The sequence below is a fragment of the Bacteroides sp. AF20-13LB genome, from assembly GCF_003603065.1.
In the GTDB taxonomy this organism is placed as follows: Bacteria; Bacteroidota; Bacteroidia; order Bacteroidales; family Bacteroidaceae; genus Bacteroides; species Bacteroides uniformis.
The window spans coordinates 74,439-101,107 of sequence record NZ_QTMH01000001.1 but is presented as its reverse complement, the minus strand read 5'-3'; the positions used below and the strand labels follow the sequence as shown (position 1 = coordinate 101,107).

At 49.8% G+C, this 26,669-nt stretch carries 15 protein-coding genes and 1 pseudogene; 10 read left to right on the top strand and 6 right to left on the bottom strand.

Annotated features, from left to right (window positions below; translation table 11 throughout):
• The first annotated feature begins 22 nt into the window (after positions 1–22).
• Both DWX62_RS00340 and DWX62_RS00335 read left to right on the top strand, forming a co-directional pair.
• On the top strand, positions 23–1,882 hold the full coding sequence (locus DWX62_RS00340; RefSeq protein ID WP_120172513.1) for a glycoside hydrolase family 97 protein: 1,860 nt from the start codon (positions 23–25) through the stop codon (positions 1,880–1,882).
• Between the two features lie 12 nt (positions 1,883–1,894).
• On the top strand, positions 1,895–3,757 hold the full coding sequence (locus DWX62_RS00335; protein WP_120172512.1) for a glycoside hydrolase family 2 TIM barrel-domain containing protein: 1,863 nt from the start codon (positions 1,895–1,897) through the stop codon (positions 3,755–3,757).
• A 580-nt stretch (positions 3,758–4,337) separates the two neighbouring features.
• Here the strand turns inward: DWX62_RS00335 and rplS are convergent.
• The gene (rplS, locus tag DWX62_RS00330; protein ID WP_004292313.1) at positions 4,338–4,691 is read right to left on the bottom strand and encodes a 50S ribosomal protein L19; all 354 of its coding nucleotides are present in this window, start codon (positions 4,689–4,691) and stop codon (positions 4,338–4,340) included.
• Between the two features lie 259 nt (positions 4,692–4,950).
• On the opposite strand from rplS, the gene DWX62_RS00325 reads away from it, so the two are divergent.
• From DWX62_RS00325 to DWX62_RS00310, 4 genes are read left to right on the top strand one after another with little or no spacing between them, the layout of a single operon-like run.
• The gene (locus DWX62_RS00325) at positions 4,951–5,721 is read left to right on the top strand and encodes a 5'-nucleotidase (protein ID WP_120172553.1); all 771 of its coding nucleotides are present in this window, start codon (positions 4,951–4,953) and stop codon (positions 5,719–5,721) included.
• A gap of 22 nt (positions 5,722–5,743) precedes the next feature.
• Positions 5,744–6,661 (top strand): metallophosphatase, encoded by a 918-nt coding sequence (locus tag DWX62_RS00320; RefSeq protein WP_005825055.1) that lies wholly within the window; start codon positions 5,744–5,746, stop codon positions 6,659–6,661.
• A gap of 1 nt (position 6,662) precedes the next feature.
• Entirely contained in the window at positions 6,663–9,677 is a 3,015-nt protein-coding gene (locus tag DWX62_RS00315; RefSeq protein ID WP_005834791.1) for a glycoside hydrolase family 3 N-terminal domain-containing protein, read from the top strand.
• A 20-nt stretch (positions 9,678–9,697) separates the two neighbouring features.
• Positions 9,698–12,742: a glycoside hydrolase family 3 N-terminal domain-containing protein gene (locus DWX62_RS00310; protein ID WP_120172511.1), complete on the top strand. Its 3,045-nt coding sequence runs from the start codon at positions 9,698–9,700 to the stop codon at positions 12,740–12,742.
• A gap of 107 nt (positions 12,743–12,849) precedes the next feature.
• On the opposite strand, the gene DWX62_RS00305 is transcribed toward DWX62_RS00310, so the two are convergent.
• From DWX62_RS00305 to DWX62_RS00285, 5 genes are all read right to left on the bottom strand, one after another.
• The gene (locus DWX62_RS00305; protein ID WP_022400890.1) at positions 12,850–13,479 is read right to left on the bottom strand and encodes an outer membrane beta-barrel protein; all 630 of its coding nucleotides are present in this window, start codon (positions 13,477–13,479) and stop codon (positions 12,850–12,852) included.
• 123 nt (positions 13,480–13,602) lie between these two features.
• Complete coding sequence (locus DWX62_RS00300; protein ID WP_022400889.1) at positions 13,603–14,241, bottom strand: DUF4136 domain-containing protein; 639 nt, start codon at positions 14,239–14,241, stop codon at positions 13,603–13,605.
• A 191-nt stretch (positions 14,242–14,432) separates the two neighbouring features.
• Complete coding sequence (locus tag DWX62_RS00295; RefSeq protein WP_120172510.1) at positions 14,433–16,448, bottom strand: glycoside hydrolase family 97 protein; 2,016 nt, start codon at positions 16,446–16,448, stop codon at positions 14,433–14,435.
• 6 nt (positions 16,449–16,454) lie between these two features.
• Complete coding sequence (locus DWX62_RS00290) at positions 16,455–17,459, bottom strand: aldo/keto reductase (protein WP_120172509.1); 1,005 nt, start codon at positions 17,457–17,459, stop codon at positions 16,455–16,457.
• 18 nt (positions 17,460–17,477) lie between these two features.
• Positions 17,478–19,964: a glycosyl transferase gene (locus tag DWX62_RS00285; protein WP_005834800.1), complete on the bottom strand. Its 2,487-nt coding sequence runs from the start codon at positions 19,962–19,964 to the stop codon at positions 17,478–17,480.
• A gap of 222 nt (positions 19,965–20,186) precedes the next feature.
• Here DWX62_RS00285 and galA point away from each other — a divergent pair, with 222 nt between their 5' ends.
• The 4 genes and pseudogenes from galA to DWX62_RS00265 all read left to right on the top strand — a co-directional run bounded on the left by galA (position 20,187) and on the right by DWX62_RS00265 (position 26,567).
• A complete protein-coding gene (gene galA, locus DWX62_RS00280; protein WP_005834802.1) occupies positions 20,187–22,631 on the top strand; it encodes a beta-galactosidase GalA in 2,445 nt (814 codons plus the stop codon).
• A gap of 304 nt (positions 22,632–22,935) precedes the next feature.
• On the top strand, positions 22,936–23,823 hold the full coding sequence (locus DWX62_RS00275) for an AraC family transcriptional regulator (protein ID WP_009037794.1): 888 nt from the start codon (positions 22,936–22,938) through the stop codon (positions 23,821–23,823).
• Positions 23,824–23,895: 72 nt separating this feature from the next.
• Positions 23,896–25,183, top strand: a pseudogene (locus tag DWX62_RS00270) (acetylxylan esterase).
• 91 nt (positions 25,184–25,274) lie between these two features.
• Positions 25,275–26,567: a beta-galactosidase gene (locus tag DWX62_RS00265; protein WP_005825026.1), complete on the top strand. Its 1,293-nt coding sequence runs from the start codon at positions 25,275–25,277 to the stop codon at positions 26,565–26,567.
• Positions 26,568–26,669: the final 102 nt, after the last annotated feature.

Below are 26,669 nucleotides of genomic sequence, written 5' to 3'. Positions count from 1 at the left end.
GGATAAATAAGAGACATAAAGTATGAAATATACTGCACTTATCTATGGGTTACTGTTATTCCTATGTTCCGCATGCGGACAAAAAACAGAAGTTACTTCACCTGACGGCAAAAACAAGTTGGTATTGATGTTGGATGAATCCGGTTCATTGTATTATCAGATTTTTTCCGGCAAAAATGAAGTTGTCCATAAATCGCTGATGGGAATTGAATCTGAGAATGAAAGATATAGTTTCAATAGGGGATTGGTATATATAGACCAAGTAGGTAGGAGCATAAACGAAACATATACCTTGCCGGTAGGTAAACGCTCGAAATATGTGAACAAGGCCAATGAGAATACCTTCGTCTATCGGAATGCAGATGATCGGTTACTGAAGGTCATTTGTCGTGCCTATGATGATGGAGTGGCATTCCGTTATGAACTGGACAATCAGGAATCGTTGACCATCCGACATGAGCTGACAGAGTGTAATTTGTCAGCAGGTACCCATACTTGGATGATGGACTGGATTAAGGACTATGAGAATTTCTATCCGGAACGCGTACTTGATACCATTACCCGGCCTGCTGAATTCCTATTTCCTGTTTTGACCTTGCAGGATGAGCAGTGGATGCTGATGACGGAAGCCGAAGTGTATTCAATACCTGCCATGCATTTGTCGAAAGAGCCGGAATCTACTGTACTCCGTTATGAATATGCACACGAAGATTCTGTGTTTACGGTTGATGCCGCTTTCAAGACTTCATGGAAGACTTTTATTATGGGACGGAATTTGGGTGATGTCGTGGAGTCTTCGTTGGTAGAGAATTTGAATCCGTCTGCGGACTTTTCTGATATGGACTGGATAAAGCCTGGTGTCGCTGCCTTCCCATGGTGGGGAAACTATTTGGCAAACAGTTATATAGACACTCTGAAAATGTATGTCGATTTGGCTGCCGAGATGAAATGGGAGTGGTTGGAGTTCGATGTTTCCTTGATTAACACCCCATTTCATTCCTCAAAGGAATGGGAGGACGTTACTTGGATACCGGAACTGACAGCTTATGCCAAAGAAAAGAACATACGTGTGTATGGTTGGGATGAAATAAAGGTATTGGACAACAAGGCTGGCCGGGACTTTGTTTTTGACCGTTACAAGGAGATGGGATTGGACGGGATAAAGATTGACTATATTGATTCGGATTCGAAATATGCAATGATGTTTCGTGATACGGCTTGTGCCGAAGCTGCCAAACGTAAGATGATGGTGAGTTTCCATGGGGAGACTTTACCCAGGGGACATCGGAGGCGTTACCCCAACATCATGACGAATGAAGGTGTGCGCGGAGCTGAATATTATACATTCAAGGGTGCCCGTTGCCCCGATAGCCGACACAATTGTACTCTGCCTTTCACACGTAATGTGGTCGGTTCTATGGACTATACCCCCGTAACCTTCACCATTCGTGACGAAAATCCTCGTACAACAACGTATGCGCATGAATTGGCTCTGGCGTTTGCATTTGAGTCCGGATGGGTCTGCATGGCAGACCGGCCGGATGCTTATTTGAACTCTCCCGCCCGCCCTTTACTTGAGAAGATTGAGGCTGCTTGGGACGATATCCGTTTTATAGACGGCTATCCTGGTGAGTACTTCTGTGTGGCTCGTTGTAAAGCCGGAAAATGGTTTGTTGCAGGAATAAACAGTGAACAAGGGCGTAAGATTAAGGTACCTTTGTCTTTCTTGGGGGCAGGAGAGCATACCATTACTTTATATGCTGATAAGGAAGGGAATGAATTGCACGATGTGCGGATTGAAACTTTTTCGGAGATGAGTGAGAAAGATACGATGGAGATTGATGTATTGCCTCACGGAGGTTTTGTACTGGATATTGATTAAAACAGTAGCTATATGATATTGAAAAAATTATTTGTGACATTCCTTGCGCTTGTTGTGTGGGGGCTTCAAGGGAATGCTGATGAAATTCCACGGAAAGAGTATCCTCGTCCCCAGTTTGAACGTAAAGCATGGCTCAACTTGAATGGGGAATGGGATTATACTTTTGATTTTACGAACATCGGAATGGAAAAAGGCTTTCATAAAGCTACTGCCTTTGATGGCAAGATTACTGTTCCTTTCCCGCCGGAAAGTAAATTGTCCGGAGTAGGATACAAAGACTTTATTAATCATATCTGGTATCATCGAACTATACAGAGGCCAGAGGAATGGGCTGGAAAGAAAGTTATGCTGAATTTTGGTGCTGTCTATTTTAATTCGGAGGTTTATTTGGATGGGATATTGGTTGGAAGACATTTTGGAGGCAGTTCTTCTTTTAGCTTTGATATTACCAGATTTGTGGAGGATGGACTGGAACACCATTTGACAGTACGTGCAAGCAGTGACCTGAGGTCTACCATGCAAAGTGCCGGTAAGCAGAGTCTTTTATTGAACTCCCATGGCTGTCAATATACACGTACTACCGGAATTTGGCAGACAGTATGGCTGGAAGCCGTGGCACCGACAGGATTACAGTCTGTCCATGTGCTTACAGATATAGACCAGAAACAGCTGGTTATCCACCCTCGTTTTTATATAGAAAACTCTGGGCATATGTTGCGGATTGCCTTGCAGGAAGGTAGAAAGGCAGTTGGGACGGTATGTGTAAAAGCCGCCAATAGTTCAGTAGCTGTATTCTCTCTGAAGAATGTTAAACTATGGTCTCCGGAATCGCCTTTCTTGTACGACGTCGTGTATCAGGTACTGGATAGAGATGGAACAGTGGTGGACGAGGTGGTGTCTTATGTAGGAATGAGGAAAGTCCATATTGAAGGGAACCGAATTTATCTCAATAATGAGCCTTGTTATCAGCGTTTGGTTCTCGACCAGGGTTTTTACCCGGATGGAATTTGGACAGCACCTTCAGACGAGGCATTGAAGAATGATATAGAATTGTCATTGGCGGCAGGTTTCAATGGAGCCCGTCTGCATCAGAAAGCTTTTGAAGAACGCTTTTATTATTGGGCTGATAAATTGGGATATATTACCTGGGGAGAGGCACCGAGTTGTGGCATGGATGCAAACAGCGTTGAGGTTGCACGCAATTTTCTGCAAGAATGGTCGGAACTCGTCTTGCGTGACCGCAATCATCCTTCTTTGTTAATTTGGACTCCGATGAATGAGGAATGGTGGCCTGACCATATACAGTATCCGCGTTTTACAACAGATTTATACGATTTGACTAAGGCATTGGACCCTACCCGTCCGGTGAATGATGCCAGTGGAGGCTGTCATATAAAGACGGATATTTGGACCGTACATAGTTATGAACAAGACCCGGAGGCATTGAAGAATTTGCTATATAAGGATGGAAAGTTCTTTCAGACGCCTAATAATCCGCAAGGTGTACAGCCGGAAAACGTCGGATTTAACGGGCTTGCAGTAAATAGTCCTTATCCTTTTCCGCAATATGATGGTAAAATGCCTTACTTGATTGACGAGGTAGGAGGTATCAAGTGGGTAGAAGCAAAGGATAAAAGTAATTCGGACAGTTCTTGGGGGTATAGCACTCCGCCTGCAACTCAAGAGGAGTTTCTACAACGTCTTGAAGGGCAGATAGATGCTATATTGAGTTTAAAAGAACATGTTTGGGGATATTGTTATACGCAGTTGACTGATGTGGAGCAGGAGCAGAATGGAATCTTCTTCTACGATCGTAGGCCAAAATTTGATTTGAAGCTTATTTCCTGTATATTCTCTAAAACTCCTCAGAAATAGAGTTATGCACAAGTTGCTTCCACACTTCCACCCATTCTCTGTATCCCTTTATTCATAGGGGTTGCGGATGCTGTGGAAGCAACTTTTGCTTCCACCTTAAATTTACGCCATATAATCTATTAATATCTTGTAGTACAATAAATTAATAGGATATGGAGCGATTTGCCAATATCGTGTAAACAAGCTATTGGTTTCCTGCAAACACGGTATTAACTTCGTAAAAGCCCGTGCGATAATAGGTGGAAGTCAGGTTTTTGGTATGGATAAGATAGGTATTCAGTATAGGCAAGCTATGCATATGAGAGCTGTTTAACGGCCGTGAGGCGTTCGCCTAACGGCCATAAAGCACCTTGTTGACGGTCGTTAGCAGAGCGTCTCACGGCCGTTGGGCGCTGATAAACTAACATATCAGCAAGAAGGAAGGCTTATGTGAAAGGAAAGGAGCGCAGGCTTACAATGTTTTGAATGAGGGAGTAGCAGTAGAGTATCGCATGGTGTGTATGCCTACTGTGTATATCACTAAAAAAGGGAAACCGACATTGTCAGTTTCCCTTTTTTATTTCGAAATAGGAGTCTGGAATTAACCGTTAACTCTTTTTTCTTTGATTCTTGCTTTCTTACCGGTAAGAGCGCGCAGGTAGTACAGTTTAGCGCGACGAACTTTACCCACCTTGTTCACTTCGATGCTGTCGATAGCCGGTGATTCAATCGGGAAAATACGTTCTACGCCTATGGTTCCTGACATCTTACGTACTGTAAAACGCTTCTTGTCTCCATGTCCGGCAATCTTGATAACAACACCACGGTACAGCTGTACACGTTCCTTGTTACCCTCGACAATACGATATGCTACTGTTACAGTGTCACCTGCCTTGAAGCTCGGGTGCTGTTTTCCGGTAGCAAATGCTTCTTCTGCAATTTTAATTAAATCCATTGTTTTTATTATTAAATTGTTTCATCGTTACAACGCAACATACCAGGCTTCTCTCTTGGTGTCCTGACAGCGATTGCGCGAAAGCGGTGCAAAGGAACGAATTATTTGCCAGATACACAAGTGCTTCAAGCTTTTTTTCGCCAGTTGGGATGATTTTTGAGCGTTTCATTCTGCTAAACGCAAGTCTAAATAATCGGTTAATTGTGTGGCTCAGTCGCAAAAGAAAAGTATATTTGTAGCAATTTAAAACTAAATGAATATGAAGAAACAAACTTTCAGTCTCCTTGCGGGGGCAGTGTTGGCGGTTGCACTTCTATTGGTTTCCTGCCATTCTTCCTACGAAGTGACCAAGGTAGAGGGAGGCAGAATTCCCATGAACTCTGTCTGGGATGCCGAGCCGGATGCCGAAGCCGTGGCTCTGCTGGCGCCTTACAAGGCCCGGATGGACAGCGTTATGTATCATGTGGTGGGAACCGCAGAAATGTCGATGGACAGATTCCGGCCCGAAAGCCTTTTATCCAATCTGATTGCAGATGTACTGCGTGAGGCTGCGGTGGAAGTGCTGGGCAAACCGGCCGATATGGGGCTAATCAATATCGGTGGAATCCGGAATTCCCTGACGGAAGGAGATATCACTACCGAAAACATCTATGAGATATTGCCTTTTGAGAATTCGCTCTGTGTGCTGACGATGAAAGGCTCTGCCATGAAGCACTTGTTTGAAAACATTGCGGTGAGACTTGGTGAAGGGGTGAGTGGTATACAGTTGGAAATCAGCAAGGATGGCAAGCTGCTCCAGGCTTCCATTGTCGGCAAGCCGGTGGAGGATGACCGTGACTATACGGTTGCCACGATTGATTATCTGGCTGATGGAAACGATGGAATGACGGCTTTCCTGCAGGCGGATAAAAGGGAGTGCCCGGATGGGGCTACACTGCGTGGTCTGTTCATGAAGTATGTGGAGAAGCAGACGGCAGCCGGCAAGAAGGTGACTTCGCGCATGGAGGGAAGAGTGGTCGTTAAAGAGTAAGCATTAAAAAAACAGAAGTTCTATGAAACATATGTATTCCTTGGCAGCCCTGCTGCTTTTCATGCTCCCCGCATCGGCACAGCAAGAGGGGCGTGTCATTACTGAAGAACCCCTTTGCCTGGTGTCCGCCGATTCTGTATCGTCCGGCCAATCCGGAAAACAACTGTTTATCCTGCACACCAGCGATACGCACAGCCGTATAGAACCCATCAGCGCCGAGGCTGCCGACGAGTATGCCGGGATGGGCGGTGTGGTGCGCCGTGCCGGTTTTGTAAAGCAGTTTCGCGGCAAGCATCCGGATATGTTGCTGCTGGATTGCGGAGACATCTCGCAAGGTACCCCTTATTATAACTTTTTCAAAGGCGAGCTGGAGGTCAAGATGATGAACCTCATGGGCTATGATGCCATGACGATAGGTAATCATGAATTTGATTTCGGACTTGAGAATATGGCGGAATTGTTCCGTATGGCGGATTTTCCCGTGGTCTGTTCCAATTATGACGTGACGGGTACGGTACTCGAAGGGCTGGTGAAGCCTTATATCACCTTGGTGCGCGAAGGGGTGAAAATCGGAATCTTCGGCCTGGCCCCCAAGATGGAAGGGCTGGTGCAGGCGGATAAATGCATAGGCATTGTCTACAACGACCCGATAAAGGTGGCCCAAGAAATGACAGACCTTCTCAGGGAGAAGGAGAATTGCGAGGTTGTGATTTGCATGTCTCATTTGGGTATCCGCAGTGCAAATCCCGAAGGCGCTTCCGACGAGAACCTGGTAGGCAAGACGCGTGGCATTGATGTCATTTTGGGAGGACATTCGCATACTTTTATGGAAAAGCCTGCCGTTTATCTGAATGCGGACGGCAAGAGCGTTCCCGTGCTGCACACCGGAAAGAGTGGCATCTACGTAGGAGAAATGGTACTTACTTTAACTGAAAAATAGCATGATGAAAAGACTCACCCTCCTTTTATGGGTTGCAGGATTGTTTATATTGGGATTATCTTCACTTCACGCCCAGACGGGAGGCCCGTTTCTTCCTTCGGCTGCAGACAACCGGTGCCGGCAATGGGTGGACTCCGTGTTGTCAGGTCTGAATGTACACGAAAAAGTGGGGCAGCTCATCGTTGCCACCATTCCGGCCAGAGCAGACAAGGCCACGAAAAAGCAGATGCGCGAGCTGGTAAAGAAATACAAGGTCGGTGGCTTGCTGTTTTCCGAAGGTACTCCGGAAGAGCAGGCTATCTTGACCAATATGGCCCGGAAGGATGCCAAGATTCCCGTTATGGTTACTTTCGATGGAGAGTGGGGACTGTCAATGAGGCTGAAAGGCGCTCCGGACTATCCCCGTAATGCCGCCTTGGGATGTATCGAGGACAATGGCCTGATTGAAGAATATGGACGTGAGGTGGCCCGCCAGTTCCGCGAATTGGGGGTACACGTCAATTTTGCACCCGATGCGGATGTCAATACGAATCCGCTGAACCCGGTGATACACGTACGCTCCTTTGGCGAGAACCCGCAGCGGGTGGCGGAAAAGGTGGTGGCATACAGCCGTGGGCTCGAAAGCGGGGGCATACTTTCCGTTTGCAAGCATTTCCCCGGGCATGGCGATACGGATGTGGATTCTCATAAGGCGCTTCCCGCCTTGCACTACGACCGTGCACGCCTGGACAGTGTGGAACTTTATCCCTTCAAGGAAATGGTACGTGCCGGATTGGGGGGTGTCATGGTAGGCCATCTGCAAGTGCAGGCGCTGGACCCGGACGGGGTGACTCCTTCTTCCTTGTCGCGGAATGTGGTGACCGGGCTGTTGAAGGATGAACTCGGCTTTAAAGGGCTGGTGTTTACCGATGCCTTGGACATGAAGGGTGTGTCTGCCATTCCGCAGGTAACTACCAAAGCGCTGCTGGCGGGAAATGATATGGTGCTGGTACAGTTCAATACGAAGAATGCGGTGCAGGAGCTGGTAGATGCAGTGGAGTCGGGACAACTGAGTAAGGACGAACTTGATGCCAAGTGCCGCAAGGTATTGATGTACAAGTATATGCTTGGCTTGAGAAACCGCCAGCCGCAACTTCGGGTCAGCGGAATGAGCTATCGCATCAATACGGAGGAAGCGCAGGCGTTGGCTGCCAAGTTGCGCCGTTCGGCAGTGACTGTATTGAACAATTATTTCGATGTCCTCCCGCTGGCACCGGTGGAAGGTGATATTGCCGTGCTCAGCATCGGAGAGAAGGAGGCAGATGCTCCCTTTGTGGAAGCTATGAAAAAGAATGCAGGCATCAGCCATTTCCACTTGCCTTGGAATGCCGATGAGGCTCTCTGGCAGGAAGTGCAGGGGCAGTTGGCTGCTTTCCGTCGCGTGGTTATCAGCATCACCGGTTCGGCTTATGTCAGCGACCGTGATGTGGCCTTTCTGGAAGGCTTGAACCTGCGTGCTCCGCTGGTCTATACTTTTTTTACCTCTTACCGTACATTGCAACCTCTGATGCCCGCACTTGCCAAATCTAGCGCTGTGGTGCTGGCACATTCGGCAGAGACGGATTTGCAGCAATACGTGGTTGATGTTCTTTTTGCCAAAAAGCCGGCCAGTGGCAGAATGTCGATGAGTATCGGTAAACTGTTTCCAGCGGGAACGGGCTGTATGATTGAACCGGGCATGAAACCGGGGAAGACTGTTCCGGAAGATTACGGCATGAAATCGTATGTGCTGCAAAGTATCGATGCCGTTGCCCGGAAGGGACTGGAAGCGGGAGCTTATCCCGGTTGCCGCGTGCTGGTGTGGAAAGACGGACTGCCGGTATATGACAAAGGCTTCGGAACCCACTCTGATAAGGATACCACTACTGTCCGTTCTTCGGACCTTTTTGATTTGGCTTCGCTGACCAAGACTACGGCTACGTTGCTTGCCGTCATGAAACTGTATGATGAGGGCAAGATAAAACTGGATGACAAGGTTTCCGCTTATCTGCCCTTCTTGCGCAATGGCAACAAGCGGAACATTACCATCCGCGAACTTTTGTTCCACGAATCGGGGCTTCCTCCCTATATCCGCTTCTACCTGGACATCATAGACCCGAATTCGGTACACGGTCCGTACTCCCAGAGTTGGGTGGACGAGTGGCATCGTACGCAGGTAAGCGAGCATAGCTATTATTGTTCCGATTTTAAGTTCCGGAAAGGGATGGTGTCCGACAAGAATACACCGGCCTATACTCTGCACATGGCAGATGGCATGTGGCTGAACAAGAGTTTCAAGAATTCTATCCTTCAGCGGATAGCCAAGTGCGAGTTGGATGGTAAACGTTATGTTTACAGCGACCTTGGCTTCGTGTTGCTGCAGCAGGTGGTGGAGAAGGTGACGGAGCTGCCGATGGATTTGTACCTTGCCCGTGAGTTCTATGCCCCGATGGGATTGCAACGTACTATGTTTCTGCCTTTGACGAAGTTCACCAAAGCGGAAATCATGCCCACGGCATCCAATGACTTCCTGCGTCGCCAGGATATATGCGGATATGTGCATGACGAGACTGCTGCCTGCATGGGTGGGGTGTCCGGTAATGCAGGACTTTTCTCTACGGCCGAAGAGGTGGCAAAGGTTTATCAAATGTTGCTGAACGGCGGTGAATTCAATGGCAAGCGTTTCTTGAGTGAGGCAACCTGCCGTTTGTTTACGACGGAGAAATCTGCCATCAGCCGTCGCGGTCTGGGATTCGACAAGCCGGATGTATCCATTGTGAAGCGCAGCCCTTGTGCTCCTTCCGCTCCGGAAGCGGTATATGGACATACCGGATTTACCGGTACTTGTGCTTGGGTGGACCCGGAAAACAAGACGGTGTATGTATTCCTCAGCAACCGCTTGTGCCCCAATGTATGGAACACGAAACTGGGTGACATGAATATAAGAAGAGATATCCAGGAATTGATTTATAAAAGTATTATTCCGCAAATCCCCTGAAAACAATCTATCTATAAGGAATGAAGAGAATATACCTGCTTGCCTATATCACTATATTGTGTTGTCTTTGTCCGCTTCTGAAAGCGCAGCTTGGCCCGATGCCGTTTACTCCGGTGCCGCCGAACGCCCCTTCGCTTGTACGCCTCTTGAACAGTGACGTGCGGTGCAGGCAGTGGGTGGATTCCGTCATGCAGCGTCTGACTTTGAAAGAACGCATCGGACAACTGTTCATCTATACGATTGCCCCCCGGCAGGACAAGGCCAACAAGGAACTGCTGCGTAAGGTGGTGGAGGACTATAAGGTAGGCGGTCTGTTATTCTCCGGCGGATTGATGCAGAACCAGGTGATGTTGACCAATGAGGCGCAGCGGATGGCGGAAGTTCCGCTGATGATTACCTTTGATGGTGAATGGGGACTGGCTATGCGCCTTCGCGGTACTCCGAACTTTCCGCGAAACATGGTGCTGGGCTGCATACAGAACGATACACTGATTTATGAATATGGGCGCGAGGTGGCCCGCCAATGCCGTGAACTGGGGGTGCAAGTGAATTTTGCTCCTGTAGCGGATGTGAATATCAATCCCAAGAATCCGGTTATCAATACCCGTTCCTTCGGTGAAAGTCCGTTCAATGTGGCGAACAAGGTTGTTGCCTACTCCAAAGGGTTGGAGGATGGTGGTGTGCTTTCTGTCAGCAAGCACTTTCCGGGGCATGGGGATACGGATGTGGATTCTCATAAGGCGTTGCCCGTGCTGCCTTTTACCCGTGCCCGTCTGGACAGTATAGAGCTTTATCCTTTCAGAAAAGCCATTCGTGCCGGACTGGGAGGTATGATGGTGGGGCACTTGGAGGTGCCTGCCATAGAGCCGCAAAAGGGGCTCCCGTCTTCGCTTTCGCGTAAGGTAGTTTCCGGTCTGTTGGTGAATGACCTCGGCTTTCAGGGGCTTGTCTTTACGGATGCCCTTGCTATGAAAGGGGTATCGGGCAATGAAAGCATCTGTTTGCAGGCGCTGAAAGCCGGCAATGATTTGCTGCTTGTCCCCCGGCGCATTAAGGAAGAAGTGGAGGCTGTGCTTGCCGCTGTGAAAAAAGGGGAGCTGACAGAGAAAGAGATAGAGGCGAAATGCCGTAAAGTGCTGAAATATAAATATGCCCTTGGGTTGGAAAAGAAACCCCGTGTACAGCTTTCAGGTTTGGGGACCCGCATCAATACTCCGAAAACGCGTGATTTGATGCGCCGGTTGAACTTGGCGGCCATCACTGTGCTGGATAACCGGGACGAGGTACTTCCGCTGGACCCTTCCATCGGTGAAGTTGCCGTGCTCAATGTGGGAGAAGCGCAGGAAATCCAGCCGTTCCTCAAGGAACTGTCGCAGTATACCCGTCCTGTGGAGTTCCGTTTGGGCAAGAATCTGCCGGAGGCTGACGGGAACCGTTTGAGAAATGCGCTGGCCAAGTACAAACGTATTCTGGTTTGTGTCACCGAACACCGTTTGACGCCCTATCAGAATTTCTTTGCAAAGTTCGCTCCTGACGTACCGGTGGTTTATCTGTTCTTTATTCCCGGCAAGCAGGTATTGCAGATAAAACAAGGGGACGCTGCTGCTGAAGCGGTGATTTTGGCACACTCCTCCAACGGGGAGGTACAGCGGCAGGTTGCCCGGATTGTTTATGGCAGTGCTTGTTCAGAGGGACGCTTGTCTGCCAGTATCGGTAGCCGGTTTGCTGCCGGTGCGGGAGTGACGCTGACTCCTCAAAGTACCCCCCGCTTTGTGCCCGAAGAGCATGGTATGAATTCCCGTCTGCTGGCTGAAATAGACAAGATAGCCGAAGAAGGCATTCGTGAAGGGGCTTACCCCGGTTGCCAGGTAGTGGTGCTGAAGGATGGCAGGGAGATGTATAATAAAGCTTTCGGTACCCACGTCTGGAACAAGACCGGAAGTAAGGCGCTTCCCGTGAAGAAAACGGATGTGTACGACATCGCCTCGCTGACAAAGACCACGGCCACACTGCTTGCTGTGATGAAGTTGTACGATGGCGGACGTCTCAGCCTTACAGACCGGGTGTCAACCTATCTGCCTTTCCTACAGGATACGGACAAGAAGAATATTACGGTACGCGAACTGCTGATGCATGAATCCGGTCTGCCTTCTACCTTGCTATTCTATCAGGAAGCGATTGATGAAGAGAGCTACACCGGCACTTTGTTCAAGGCACGTCCCGATGCCCGGCATTCTGCACGCATCGGACGGCAGACTTGGGCGAACCCTAAGTTCCGCTTCCGCCAGGGACTGACGTCGAAGGTGCAGACACCGGAACATACAATGCAAGTGTCCGACAGCCTTTGGCTGAACCGTTCCTTCAAGCAAGAGTACTTGCAGAAGATTGTGGATACTCCGCTTAGAGATAAACGTTACCGTTATAGTTGTGTGGGCTTTATTTTGTTGCAGCAGTTGGTCGAGGCGCGCACCGGCATGTCTATGGACGAATATTTGGCCAAGGAATTCTATACTCCGATGGGATTGGAGCGTACGGGGTATCTTCCTCTGCGCTTCTTGAAGAAGGAAGATATTGTACCTTCATCAACAGATCCTTTCTTGCGTAAGACTACCTTGCAAGGATTTGTACATGATGAATCTGCAGCTTTTCAGGGCGGCGTTTCCGGTAATGCCGGGCTGTTTTCCACTGCCGAAGAAGTGGCAAAAGTCTATCAGATGTTGCTGAATGGGGGTGAGCTGGACGGTAAGCGCTATTTGAGCAAGGAGACTTGCAGGGTATTTACTACCACCGTCTCAAGGATAAGCCGCCGGGGGCTGGGATTTGATAAGCCCGACCAGCGTAATCCCCAGAAGAGTCCCTGCGCAGAGTCTGCCCCTGCTTCTGTCTACGGCCATACCGGTTTCACGGGCACTTGCGCCTGGACAGACCCGGAGAATGGCTTGGTTTATGTCTTTTTGAGCAACCGCACCTATCCGGATGTGTGGAATAACAAGTTGATGAGGCTGGATATAAGGACGGGGATTCAGGAGGCTGTATATAAGGCGATGCTGGGAGGAAAAAAATAACTGGTACAATTAAAAAGAGCCTCCCTTGCTCACGCAGGAAAGGCTCTTTTCTTCTTCAATTTTGAAACAATTAAATTCTATCTGTTAAGCTTTAAGTGTGTGTCTTATCAGAACGCAATACCTACGCGCAGACCGAAATTGCTCAAACCGTCTACGCTGTACGTAAAGAGGTCACCTTTGTTCGTACCGTAGCTGTAATAGGCTGCGAAATGCAAGCCCGGTCCATAAGCCCAAGGATACACATTGAAACCAATTTCAGGAGATACATAGAAACCCCATGTATCTTTGTTAGCTTCGAATACGTTGAAAGTTGACTTCAACTGTGCATATTCAGCACCCAGTTTTACACCGGCATACGGCTGGAATGCACCTCCACGGTTCCATACATAGCGGGAGGCCAGACCGAAAGGCAACTGGAATGCAGTGTGCTGCTGGTCGGTATTCAGACTGCCGCCTTCGCCTACGGGAAGTGTCTGGCGACCGAAATACTCATGGTTGCTATGGTAGTTCAAGAAAGCTCCCAATGCAAAATTGTCTGTCAGGAAGTAACCGCCTTCAAAATTCATACCCCAGCCGCTTGATTTGTCGGCGAAGTTGTTGCTGAGGGGAAAGTTATATTGCCAGTCGATATTGGCATAACCGTTATCGGTCATCTGTGCCTTCGTCGGTAGGGCGAAGACGAGAGCAAGAGCGGCAACCGCAAGTACTCTCAAGGAAAGATATTTTATTGTTTTCATACTTTGTTCTTGTTTTTTGGTTCAATGGCAACTTCCCAGTCCGGAAAGGATGCTGCCGTATTATTCTTGTTACCTTAATATTGGGTAACCCGTCATTTGTCACTTATAGCTCGTAGCTTGTCACTACTTGTTAGTCAGGTAAGTTGATTGAGTGAAAGCTTGGTTCACACCTTGCACGGCAAGTTTGGTATTGACAGAAGTAGAACCACTCAGCAAGCCGCTCATATAGCTGGTCCACAGAACAGGAAGTTTCTCGCTCTGGCCTTGCGGCGCCTCCAGATTCAACAATTCGCTGATAAAGGAACCGGTGCTGTAGGAATAGTTCACGGCATAGGGATAATACCATCCGCCCCAGTTGCCCCAGTAAGGAGCATCCCAGTAGCCTGGATAGTTCCACCACCATTCGGGACGTCCGTAGTCGGTGAAGTAATAGGTACTTCTGACATAGCTTACCTGCAAGCCAAGGTCGGCTTCTTCCCGGTCCTCCACACGGGTGTAGCCGCGGCTGTTCATGTTAGCAACATAAGCGCTGAGAATTTCCTGGGCATTCTCATCTTTCCAGTATTCGGCGTTTTCCTTATCACCGATAACCAGAATGCTGTCCGGCAAGTAATAAGTTTCGAAGGTTTTGAAATCCGCCTTCTTGTCATAGTTGGTATAAACCAGATAATTATTGTCCAGCTTATCCATGTCAGGGTCTTTTTCGCAAGATGCAAGCGTCACTGCAAAGACCGCTAATAATAGGGGAATAAATTTCTTCATACTTTTATAATTGTTTAGGTTTAATATAAATTCCTGCCCTATGGTACCTTAGGCTTTTGTGAGAAAAAACAAGATAGGATATAAAAGGTTCACGTAGAGGTATGTTAAAAGTGATAAAGGAATAGGGTGACAGCACTTTTAACGTAACTGTCACCCTATTGCACTTATCATGTCATTATTTTATCACCCTATCATCTTTTCCATATCCGTGCTGTCCATCCTCCTCCGGGTGCCATGTGTATGTTCAGCTTGTCCCCCGAGGTCACGGTGCGTACTTCTTTTTTGTAGTCGGTTGCTTCCCGGTCGGCATTGATGCCGTCGGAAAAGATTTCGGCTTCGTAACTTCCTTCTCCAAGGAAGGAAAGGTCGATGGTACAGTCGCGTGGTGTCCAGTCGGTCATGGAGGCGATGTACCAGACGTCTCCCTTGCGGCGTGCCAGTGTAAGGTATTCGCCTACTTCACCGTCCAGTGCCACGGTCTCGTCGAAAACGGTAGGCACTTTGGCAATGAAGTCCGTGCATTCCTGCTCCTTCATATATTTGCTGGGGCTGTCGGCAAGCATTTGCAGCGGGGCTTCGAAGAGGGTGTATATCGCCATCTGGTGGACGCGCGTACCCTGGCTCATCGGATGGTCGTTGACGGCACGGAAGGTTTCGCGGGTTGCGTTCATCATGGCTCCCGGTGTGTAGTCCATCGGACCTATAAGCATGCGCAGGTAGGGAGCAGTCACGTCATAGCGCGGGAAGTTGTGGAGGGGGGCTCCGTTCACTATCGGTTCCCATTTGGCGTTCTCCAGTCCCTTTACACCTTCAAAGTTTAGGACGTTGGGATAGGTGCGCTGTATACCGTATGGCTTGAGTCCATGCAGGTCTAATACCAGGCGGTGCTCGGCGGCGCAGGCTACAATGCGTTCTACGGACTGTACTAGTGGCTGGTCGTCACGGTCGAAGAAGTCTATCTTGAAGCCTTTGATACCCATCTGTGCATAGTGGCTGAATGCGGCTTCCGTATCTTTGGCAGAATTTCGCCAGCTTGCCCAGAGAATGATGCCGACGCCCTTCTGGTTTCCGTAGGCTACCAGTTCCTTTAAATCGATATCCGGATTCAGGTCTTTCAATAAGGATTCGTTTCCGCTCCAGCCGTCATCGATGATGATATATTCCAGGTTGTTGTCGGCGGCAAAGTCGATGAATGCCTTATAAGTCGGGGTGTTCATGCCGGCTTTGAAGTCTACTCCAGTCAAGTTGCAGGTGTTCCACCAGTCCCAAGCCACTTTGCCGGGTTTAATCCAGGAAATGTCTTTGATGCGGCAGGCGGGGGCAAGACGCTGTGCCATGTCGTTGTCGGCAAGCTGCGTGTCCTTTTCGGTGACGAGTATCACACGCCAGGGGAGCTCCTGCTTGGCACAACGGGCGATGTAGTCTGCACGCTTGGTCGGTATCAGGTTCAGCCGGTTGTGTCCGCCGATTATTTCTTCCAGCGGATAGGGGGCAAATGCTGCCTGCACTCCTTGACGTGTCTGAGGATTTACAGTGAGGAACATGCCGGGATAGTTTTCCAATCCGGCTTCCATGATAACGGCTTTCTTTCCTCCGTCCAGGCAAACCATCAGTGGGGTGATGGAGAGTGAGTCGGTGTGCATTTTGGACAACGGGGCTTCGTCGTAGTAAGACTCGAAGGAGAAGCAATAGCGCTCACCGTTGCGGTTGTCGTTTATGTAAGGTACAAATGCCTGGTAATCCTTGTCGAAATTGAAGTCCGCAGTTTCGTTGAGGACGATAAACGGCTTGTTCTGTTCGGAAATGAAGCGGTAGGCAGCACCGTCATCGTATGCGCGGAACTGTACGCTGTAGCCTCCGCGGCATTTCAGTGTCAACAGGTTGTAGACATCCTCCACACTTGCCTTTTTGTAGAGGGGAGTGGGGAAGGAGGACTCCACAGACTTGCGTTCTGCACGGATTACTTTTACATTTTTACCGAAAGTTATTGCTTTCTTGGCTGATTTTTCATCTCTGCCTTGCAGGGCAATGGCAGAGGGTTGCAGCACTGTGGTGCCGTCGTGTGCTATCTGCCAGGTGAGGGCTTCTCCGGCATCTACCGTAACGGATAGTTTTCCGTTGGGTGATGCAAGTTGGTATTGCTGTGCACGGACCGTGCCCAAGCAAAGGAATAATAAACAAAAGGTTTGAATAAGGAGGCTTTTCATGTTGATTTATTTTTGAATGATTTTCTTTATCTTCTCCAGTTCCTCGGCAGAGAAGTCTGTATTTTCAGTCGCTTTCAGGTTATCTGCCAGTTGGGTAACGGAGCTCGCTCCGATGATGACGCTTGTCACCAGGCCGTCCTTCAACAGCCAGGCAAGTGACATCTCGGCAAGGGTTTGCCCGCGTGAGGCAGCAACTTCGTTGAGTGCCTTGATTTTTTGCAGCGTCTCGTCGGTCAGTGCTTCTTTCTTCAGGAAAGCCCCCTTTGCCATGCGCGAATCTTCGGGAATACCATTTAGGTAGCGGTTGGTCAGCAGGCCCTGCGCCAGCGGGGAGAAGGCGATGAAGCCGGTTCCGTTCCCTTTGGCTTGCTGCAGGATACCTTCTTCTTCCGGTTCGCGGTTGAAGAGATTGTATCTGCCTTGATAGAGCAGGCAGTGTACATCCCGTTCTTCCAGGTATTTGTAGGCAAACTCGGCCGCCTCTTTGGGATATTTGGAGATTCCTACATAGAGTGCTTTGCCTTGCCGTACGATATCAACCAGTGCTTGCAGGGTCTCTTCAAGCGGAGTATCCGGGTCGTAGCGGTGGGAGTAGAAGATGTCCACATACTCCAGGTTCATCCGTTTCAGGCTTTGGTTGAGGCTGCTCATCAGGTACTTGCGTGAGCCCCACTCCCCGTAGGGGCCGGGCCACATGTCGTGTCCGGCCTTGGTGGAGATGAATAGTTCGTCCCGATAGGGCATGAAGGATTTCTTCATAATCATTCCGAAAGTCTCTTCGGCGGAACCGTAGGAAGGACCGTAATTGTTGGCGAGGTCGAAATGCGTGATTCCACGGTCGAAGGCATAGTGCGCCATGGCCTGGGAATTGGCAAATGTGTTCATGTCGCCGAAGTTGTGCCACAATCCGAGTGATATTTCCGGCAGCAGGATGCCGCTTTGCCCGCAACGGCGGAATTTCATGCCGTTGTCATAGCGTTCGGGCGCTGGAGAATAAATAGGGTTTATCATGATATTGTATTTTGTGGGTTATCCCATTATTACTTCTACTGTATGCGTGCCCGGCAGATGGTTCACCACATTGCCTTCTATCGGCTGGCCGTCTACTGTGACGGACTTGATGCCTTTGCACACACCATCGGGATTCTTCACGGTAATATGATATTCTGCCCCGCGGAACCTACGCTTCACGTTGAAGCCTTTCCAGCCTGCCGGGATACAAGGATTGATTTCCAGACCTTCATACGAAGGCTTGATGCCGAGTATGAATTGCGTGATGGCATACCACATCCAGGCAGCCGTTCCAGTCAGCCAGCTGTTCTTGCCTTCACCAGGGCGGGCGGCGTCCTTGCCGGCCACCATCTGGCAGCATACGTAAGGTTCTACTTTATGCAGGGCACTGTGCTCTTCGGTGTACGACGGGCATATCTTGCGGAAATACTCCCAGGAACGGTCACCCCGTCCCAGTACGGTTTCTCCGATGATGACCCACGGGTTGTTGTGGCAGAAGATACCTGCGTTCTCCTTGTAGCCGGCGGGATAGGTGGAGATTTCTCCATACTCCACAACATAGCGGGTGAAGGGTGGATTGTTGAGTACAATACCGTGCTCGCAGTCCAGGCGTTCCTTTACGGAGTCCAGCGCTTTTTTTACCATGCCTTCTTCCAGTCCGATGCCTGCCATGGTGCACCAGCCTTGCGATTCGATGAAGATTTGTCCTTCTTCGTTCTCTTTGGAGCCTACCTTGTGGCCGAAGTAATCGTAGGCGCGCAGATACCAGTCTCCGTCCCAGCCGTGTTTTTTTACGGCTTCCACCATATTGTCTATGTAGGTTTGCGCTCTGTTTGCTTCGTCGTCTTTACCCAGGCGGCGGCACAGCTCCACGTAGTCGCGTCCGCATACCACGAACAAGCCGGCAATCATCAGCGATTCTGCCTGGCTGCCTTCCGTCTGGTTTTCCGTGGTCTGGAAGGATTCATTCGGATCCCAGGAGAAGCAGTTCAGGTTCAGGCAGTCGTTCCAGTCGGCACGGCCGATGAGGGGCAACATGTGGGGGCCGAGGTTCTCGATGACGTGGTTGAAGGAGACGCGCAGGTGCTCGAACAGAGACACTTCCGAACCTTCTTTGTTGTCGAAGGGGACGGGCTCATCCAGGATACTGAAGTCTCCCGATTCCTTGATGTATGCCACCGTACCGAAGATAAGCCACATGGGGTCATCGTTGAAGCCGCCGCCGATGTCGTTGTTGCCGCGTTTGGTCAGCGGTTGGTATTGGTGGTAGCATCCTCCGTCGGGGAATTGGGTAGAAGCTATGTCGATGATTCGTTCGCGGGCTCGTTCCGGTATCTGATGCACGAAGCCCACGAGGTCCTGGTTGGAGTCGCGGAAACCCATTCCACGACCGATGCCGCTCTCGAAGAAAGAGGCGGAACGGGACATGTTGAAGGTAATCATGCACTGATACTGGTTCCAGATGTTCACCATGCGGTCCAGTTTTTCTTCGTCGGTCTTCACGACGTAGATGTCCAGCAGGCGGTCCCAGTAGGCTTTCAGTTCGGCAAAGGCAGCATCTACTTTGGCGGTAGTGTCGAAGGCCGAAATCATCGCCTTAGCCTTTACCTTATTTATAATAGGTGAAGAGGGTACACTCTGCTTGAACGCTTCATGCAGAGATTCTTCACGTTCCTCGAACTTTGCCTCCTGCTTGTTTTCCACATAGCCCAGCAGGAAGATGAAGTCGCGGCTTTCGCCGGGTTGCAGTTCTACTTCCAGATAGTGCGAGGCGATGGGACTCCAACCGTGGGCAATGCTGTTGCCCGGTCTGCCTTCTACTACCCGTTCCGGGTCGGCAAACTCGTTGTAGAGTCCCACGAATGTTTCGCGGTCGGTATCGAAACCGTCTACGGGTGTATTGACACTGTAGAAGGCGTAGTGATTGCGGCGTTCCTTGTATTCCGTCTTGTGGTAGATGACAGACCCGTCCACTTCCACCTCTCCCGTGGAGAAGTTACGCTGGAAGTTCTCCATGTCCGTAGCGGCATTCCACAAGCACCATTCGGCAAAGGAGAATAGTTTGAGTTTTCTCACTTTGGCAGAAGTATTCCGCAAGGTCAGCTTCTGCACCTCTCCCCAGGTCTTCAGTGGGACGAAGAAGAGCAGGCTGGCTTCGATGCCGTCTTTGGATCCGGTGATGCGGGTGTAGCTCATGCCGTGGCGACACTCGTAACTGTCGAGTGCAGTCTTGCAGGGCTTCCAGGTGGGAGACCATACGTTGCCGCCTTCATTGATGTAGAAGTAGCGTCCCCCGTTGTCCATCGGCACGTTGTTGTAGCGGTAGCGGGTGATGCGGCGGAACTTGGCGTCCTTGTAGAAGGAATAGCCTCCGGCAGTATTGGAGATGAGTGAGAAGAAATCTTCATTGCCCAGGTAGTTAATCCATGGCCAAGGTGTCTTGGGGTCGGTAATGACGTATTCGCGGTTGTCGTCATCGAAATATCCGAATCTTTTGTCTTGCATATTATTTCTTGTATTTAGTTTGATACATTCTTCATTAGTTGTGCCATCCGGCCATTTTCCCGGAAGCACGCTTCAAATTTAAAAACTTTTCTCCTATCACCCTTGTTTGCCCGGCGTGTTTTTTCCCCTCGGAAACATGAAGTACCGGAAAATGATACAAAAGTATCACCGCACGAATCTTTTTCGCTCTATCTTTGTAAACACATTTTATGATTAACCGATATGAAACACTTATTCGCATTTCTGTTCCTTCTTGGAATTACCTTTTCTCTTTCTGCCCAATCCGTCCGCGAACGTATTTTGCTGGACGACGGCTGGCAGTTTGCTTTTGGCAATGCTTCCTCACCGGAGAAAGACTTCGGCTGCGGAACGGAGTACTTCAACTATCTGACCAAGGCAGCCTCTATCCATAACGAGGGTCCTTACTCCCCCAAGTTCAATCCGGAGAAGTGGGGCGTGGACTGGAAGACGGTCAACCTTCCGCATGACTGGGTGGTTGATTTGCCTTATGCCAAAGAGGCGAGCCACAGTCATGGTTATAAAGCCGTCGGCTATAAATTCCCCGAAAACTCTGTGGGATGGTATCGGAAAAGTATCACTGTTCCGCAAGAGGACCTCGGCAAGCATCTTTATCTTCAGTTCGACGGTATCTTCCGTGATGCCCGTATCTGGATAAACGGTTTCTACCTGGGACACGAACCCAGCGGCTATGCCACGCAGGTATACGACATTACGGAATACCTGAATTACGGAGAAGAGAATCTTATCTGCGTCCGTGCGGATGCCACGCTCGAGGAGGGCTGGTTTTACGAGGGTGCGGGCATCTACCGCCATGTATGGCTGAACAAGACGGCGCCGTTGCATGTAGCTCCTTTCGGCGTATTTGTATCTTCCACGCTGGAAGCTCCTTTCGACAAGGCTGTGCTGGTGACCGAAGTGCAGATGAAGAATTCGGGAAAAGACCCCGTCTCCGGCAAAGTATGGTGCCGTCTGCTTGATGCCGACGGACAAGTGCAGATGGAGGACGAGGCGGAAGAGATAACCCTGCTGCCGCAAGAAACGCGTAGCGTAAAGGTGCGTACCAAAGTGCTGAATCCCCAGCTATGGAGTACAGAACATCCTTACCTTTATAAAATGGAAACCAGCGTCTGGCAAAACGGTAGGCAGGTGGACGTGGTGGCCACCCCGATTGGTATTCGCGACATCCGCTTCGATGCCGACAAGGGCTTCCTCCTGAACGGACAGCCTCTGAAACTGAAAGGTGTGAACATGCACCAAGACCACCCCGGAGTAGGTGCCGGCATTCCCGATGCCCTGCAAGTGTACCGACTGAAGGAACTGAAGAAGTTCGGCTGCAATGCCTGCCGTTCTTCCCATAACCCGATGACTCCCGAAATGCTCGATGCCTGCGACAGCCTCGGCATTCTTGTGATAGAGGAAAACCGTCTGACGGGCGTCAACGAGGAACATACCCGCCTGCTGAAACGTATGATAGACCGCGACCGCAACCATCCGTGCATCATCCTTTGGAGCGTAGGCAACGAGGAGTGGGGCATCGAGTGGAAAGAAAGCGGTACACGCATTGCTGCCACGATGCGCGAATATTGCCACCGTTTCGACCCTACGCGCCTCATGACCGTTGCTTCGAGCAGTGGCCCTGCCATCTTGATTCCCGCAGACGTGGCCGGTTATAACTACATCCTTCAGAACCCTGTGGAGCAGCACCGCAAGGATTATCCCGGTCGCCGGGCGCTCGGTTCGGAAGAGACCACGGGCTGTGGTACGCGCGGCATCTACTTTGATGCCCACGGCAAAGGCCACATGGTGGCGCACAACCGTAAACCGAACGGGCCTGACAGCCTGCTGAACTGCATCGAGCGTGGCTGGAAATTCTATGACGAACGCCCCTATCTGGCAGGTCTTTTCTATTGGACGGGTTTCGACTACCGCGGCGAGCCCAACCCCATGAAGTTCCCGGCTACGGGCTCACAATTCGGCATTCTGGACTACTGTGGCTTCCCCAAGGACGAAGCCTGGTATCTGAAGTCCTGGTGGACGAATGAGCCGGTGCTGCACATCCTTCCTCACTGGAATCTGCAAGGTCACGAAGGTGATAGCATCGACATTTGGGTATACAGCAACTGCGATGAAGTGGAACTGACTGTGAACGGCAAGAAACTGGATCGCAAACCGATGCCCCGAAACGGCCATCTTTCCTGGAAAGCCGTTTTCCAGCCCGGTGCAGTGAAGGCTGTAGGCTATAAGAACGGCAAAAAAATATTGGCCCGTACTGTGGAGACTACCGGTGCTCCTGCCCGTATCTCCCTGACGGCAGACCGTCCCGTCATTCAGGCAGACAATCGGGATGTGGCAGTGTGTAATATTGAGTTGCAGGACAAAAAGAAACGTTTTGTCCCCACTGCCTGCAACGACTTGACGATAACCGTTTCCGGTCCGGTACGCATCCTTGGGGTGGGGAATGGAGACCCCGCTTATCAGGCTACGGAACGTCCGGCCGACGCCGATGCCCGCACCTATCAGGTAAAGGCATTCAACGGACTTGCACAGGTGCTGTTGCAAAGTACCGGCGAAGCGGGAGAAGCCACACTGACGGTCGTTTCGGAAAACCTGCCGGAAACTTCCTGTGTCTTGAAGTTGCAGAAGTAAGCGGCTTATCATTTATATCATCCGGCGAAGCGGAGACCTTTCTCTTGTCTATGGGGCAAGAGAGGGATCTCCGCTTCTTTCTTCCTCAAACTATAGTGTGTAAGTGTACGAGATGCGCATCTCATACATCCTTACATTAGAGCCTGAGGGGGAGAAGAACGGAAGTTTTGCTTTTCCGGGTGGGACTTTCCCGGGTATCTGCTCATATATAACAATTATTACCTCTAAATGTAACAAATGGTACTGTTGTGGGATTAAAAAGAATGAGTATATTTGTGGCATGATATTTTTTTAACCAATGCCTATGGAAAACCAGAACTATATCATGAGGGAAATAACCCCTCTGTCGGAACGTGACTGTTTCTATATTGCCGATCGTCGCAAAACAGAATTTACCTACCCCATCCATTGTCACGCAGAGTATGAACTGAACTTCACGGAACATGCTTCCGGCGTACGTCGTGTGGTGGGCGATTCTGCCGAGATTATCGGTGATTATGACCTGGTGCTGATAACCGGTAAGGAGTTGGAGCATGTATGGGAGCAACATGAATGTACCTCCGGGGATATTCGGGAGATTACCATTCAGTTCTCTCCCGACTTGTTCTTCGGGAACGTTGTCAACAAGAACCAGTTCGACAGTATCCGTCGGATGCTGGAGCGTGCACAGTGCGGACTTAGTTTCCCCATGCAGGCCATCATGAAGGTGTACAACTGGCTGGATAAGCTGGCTTCCGAGGAGCAGGGCTTTTATGCCGTGATGAACTTTCTCCGTATCCTTTACGAACTTTCCCTCTATGACAATGCCCGGGTGTTGTCCAGTTCTTCGTTTGCCAAGATAGAGACTTTCTCTGACAGCCGCCGGGTACAGAAGGTGCAGAAATACATTTCCACCCATTATCAGGAGGATATCCGGTTGGCTTCATTGGCCGATATGGTGGGCATGACCCCGGTCTCTTTCAGCCGTTTCTTTCGCCTGCGCACCGGCAAGACGCTTTCCGACTACATTATTGATATCCGTCTGGGCTTTGCCACGCGTATGTTGGTAGATTCCACGCGTACCATTGCAGAGGTGTGCTATGACTGCGGCTTCAACAATCTGTCCAATTTCAATCGTATGTTCAAGCGGAAGAAGGGATGCTCGCCGAAGGAATTCCGTGAGAATTATCGGAAAAAGAAGCTGGTGATATGATAAAAAAGTATTGGTATTCTTCATTGAAAGTGCCTATTTTTGCACCAATGATTAATACTAATATCTGATATCATGAAAAGAGTTTTTTCCTTATTTTTATGTCTGCTGTGTGTATGTGCTGTGACGGCGCAGATACGCGGCAATGAAATCCGTGTAGTCGTTTCACCTGACCATAGCGATTGGGTGTATCGTCTGAATGAGAAGTGTACGTTTACCGTCCGGGTGCTGAAGGCACAGAACCTCTTGTCCGATGTCAAGATTGACTATGAACTGGGCCCCGAGATGTATCCTACTGAAGTAAAGAAAGACGTGGTGCTGAAAGATGGTACCTTGAAGTTGCAAGGCACGATGAAGACTGCAGGCTTCTTGCGTTGCAAGGTCAAGGCGCATGTGGACGGCCGGACTTATGAAGGGCTGGCTACATCGGCCTATGCTCCCGAGCAGCTGCAACCTGTGACGAAACTTCCTGCCGATTTTCGGGATTATTGGGCCAAGACCTTGGAAGAGGCGCGCAAGACTCCGTTGAATCCCCTTATGACGCTGCTTCCCGAACGCTGTACGGAAACGGATAATGTATATCAGGTCAGCTTCCAGACAAAAGCTTGGGGAGGACGTTTTTACGGTATTCTCAGTATTCCCAAGAAAGAAGGGAAGTATCCGGCTTTGCTGCGTGTGCCCGGTGCGGCTGTTCATCCTGCCTTATGCGGGAGATACGTATACGGCTCCTGGAAAGGTGATTACATTGGAGGTGGGTATCCACGGCATTCCCGTCACGATGCAGCAGTCTGTATATGATGCGCTGGCAGGTGGGGCGCTGAGCAATTACTGGACGTTCGGCCGCGACAGCCGGGATGCTTCTTACTATAACCGTGTGGTGGTAGGCGCTTTGCGTGCTGTGGATTTTATCTGTTCGCTGCCGCAGTACAACGGGAAGGCGCTGGGCGTTACGGGCTCCAGCCAGGGCGGTGCCTTGTCTGTGATTACGGCGGCTCTTGATTCGCGCGTTACTTTCCTGGCGGCTGTTCATCCTGCCTTATGCGACCACGAAGCGTTCTTCAAGAAGCGCGCTTGCGGCTGGCCCCATTATTTCTATTATTACGGTGCTCCCGATGAAAAGCAGCTTGAAACGGTGCGCTATTATGATACGGCAAACTTTGCCCGCCTGCTGAATGTGCCCGGTTGGTTCAGTTGGGGGTATAACGATGAGGTCTGTCCTCCCACTTCCATGTATGCAGCCTACAATGTGATTTCTTCTCCGAAGGAACTGCATCCTTATCTGGAAACCGGGCATTACTGGTATCAGGAACAGTGGGATGAATGGCTGGACTGGATACGGAGACAACTTAATGTGCCAATGTGATTAATCACATTGGCACATTAATCTGATAATATAGTATCATTTTTTATGATATGAGCCGCGTATCTTTGTGTATCGCTTAAAAACTGATAATATGAAGAAACAATTCCTTTTGCTGACAGTACTTTTATTCCTTTTGGGGGCATGTGCCCCTAAGCCTGCGGAGCATTCGTTTATTAAGGTCAATGCCGATGGACAGTTCGTTCGCGACGGAAAACCCTATTATTTTGTAGGTACCAATTTCTGGTACGGTGCCATTCTTGGTTCCGAAGGTGAAGGCGGCAATCGTGAACGGTTGCATAAGGAGCTGGACTTTCTGAAAAGTATTGGCATCAACAACCTGCGCGTATTGGTGGGTGCTGACGGTGAAAATGGCATAAAGACGCGGGTAGAGCCCTCTTTACAAGTGGCACCGGGCGTCTATAATGATACTATTTTAGCCGGATTGGATTATTTTATGAATGAACTGCGTGAACGTGATATGACAGCTGTCCTCTATTTGAACAATTCCTGGGAATGGAGCGGTGGCTATTCCGTTTACCTGCAATGGTCCGGACACGGTGATGCCGTGGTACCTGCCGTAGACGGATGGCCCGCCTATATGGAGTATGTCAAGCAGTTCCCCCAATCGGACAGCGCGAAGGCCTTGTTTGCCAATCATGTCAATTATATTGTTTCACGCACCAATAGGTATAATCAGATAAAATATGTGGATGACCCCACTATTATGTCTTGGCAGATTGGTAACGAGCCTCGCGCTTTCTCTGACGAGAACAAGGAACCGTTTGCCCGCTGGATGGCCGATGTGGCTGCACAAATCAAGTCACTTGACCCGAACCACATGGTGTCTTCCGGCAGTGAGGGCTCGTGGGGATGCGAAATGGATATGAATCTTTTCGAGAAGATTCATGCCGACCCCAACATCAATTATCTGAATATCCACATCTGGCCTTACAACTGGAGTTGGGTGAAGGCGGACAGCCTGAAGGAACTTCTTCCGCGTGCCAAGGAAAATACTAAGAAGTATATAGATGACCACATGGTCATTGCTCGGAAGTACAGCAAGCCGATTGTTTTGGAGGAGTTCGGTTTTCCCCGTGACGGTTTCAGCTTTTCCAAAGAGGCACCGACCACTGCCCGCGATGAATATTACCGTTATGTATTCGACCTCATCCGCCAGGACCGTGAGAGCGGCGGACTCTTTGCCGGATGCAACTTCTGGGCATGGGGTGGTTTTGCCGGACAAAATCCCGACCATGTATTCTGGGAAAAGGGAGATGACTATACCGGTGACCCGGCTCAAGAACAACAAGGACTGAACTCTGTCTTTGCCACAGACAGCACTATTGAAATAATTAAAGCGGAAAACCGGAAGCTGCAAAATTGAACCTATCCGTGCTTTTCCGTGTAATCCCTGCCTGAAAATTAGAATGTAAGCGTGTACAAAGCGTTTGTACCGTTATATAAGAAAGATTATTACTCTAAATAC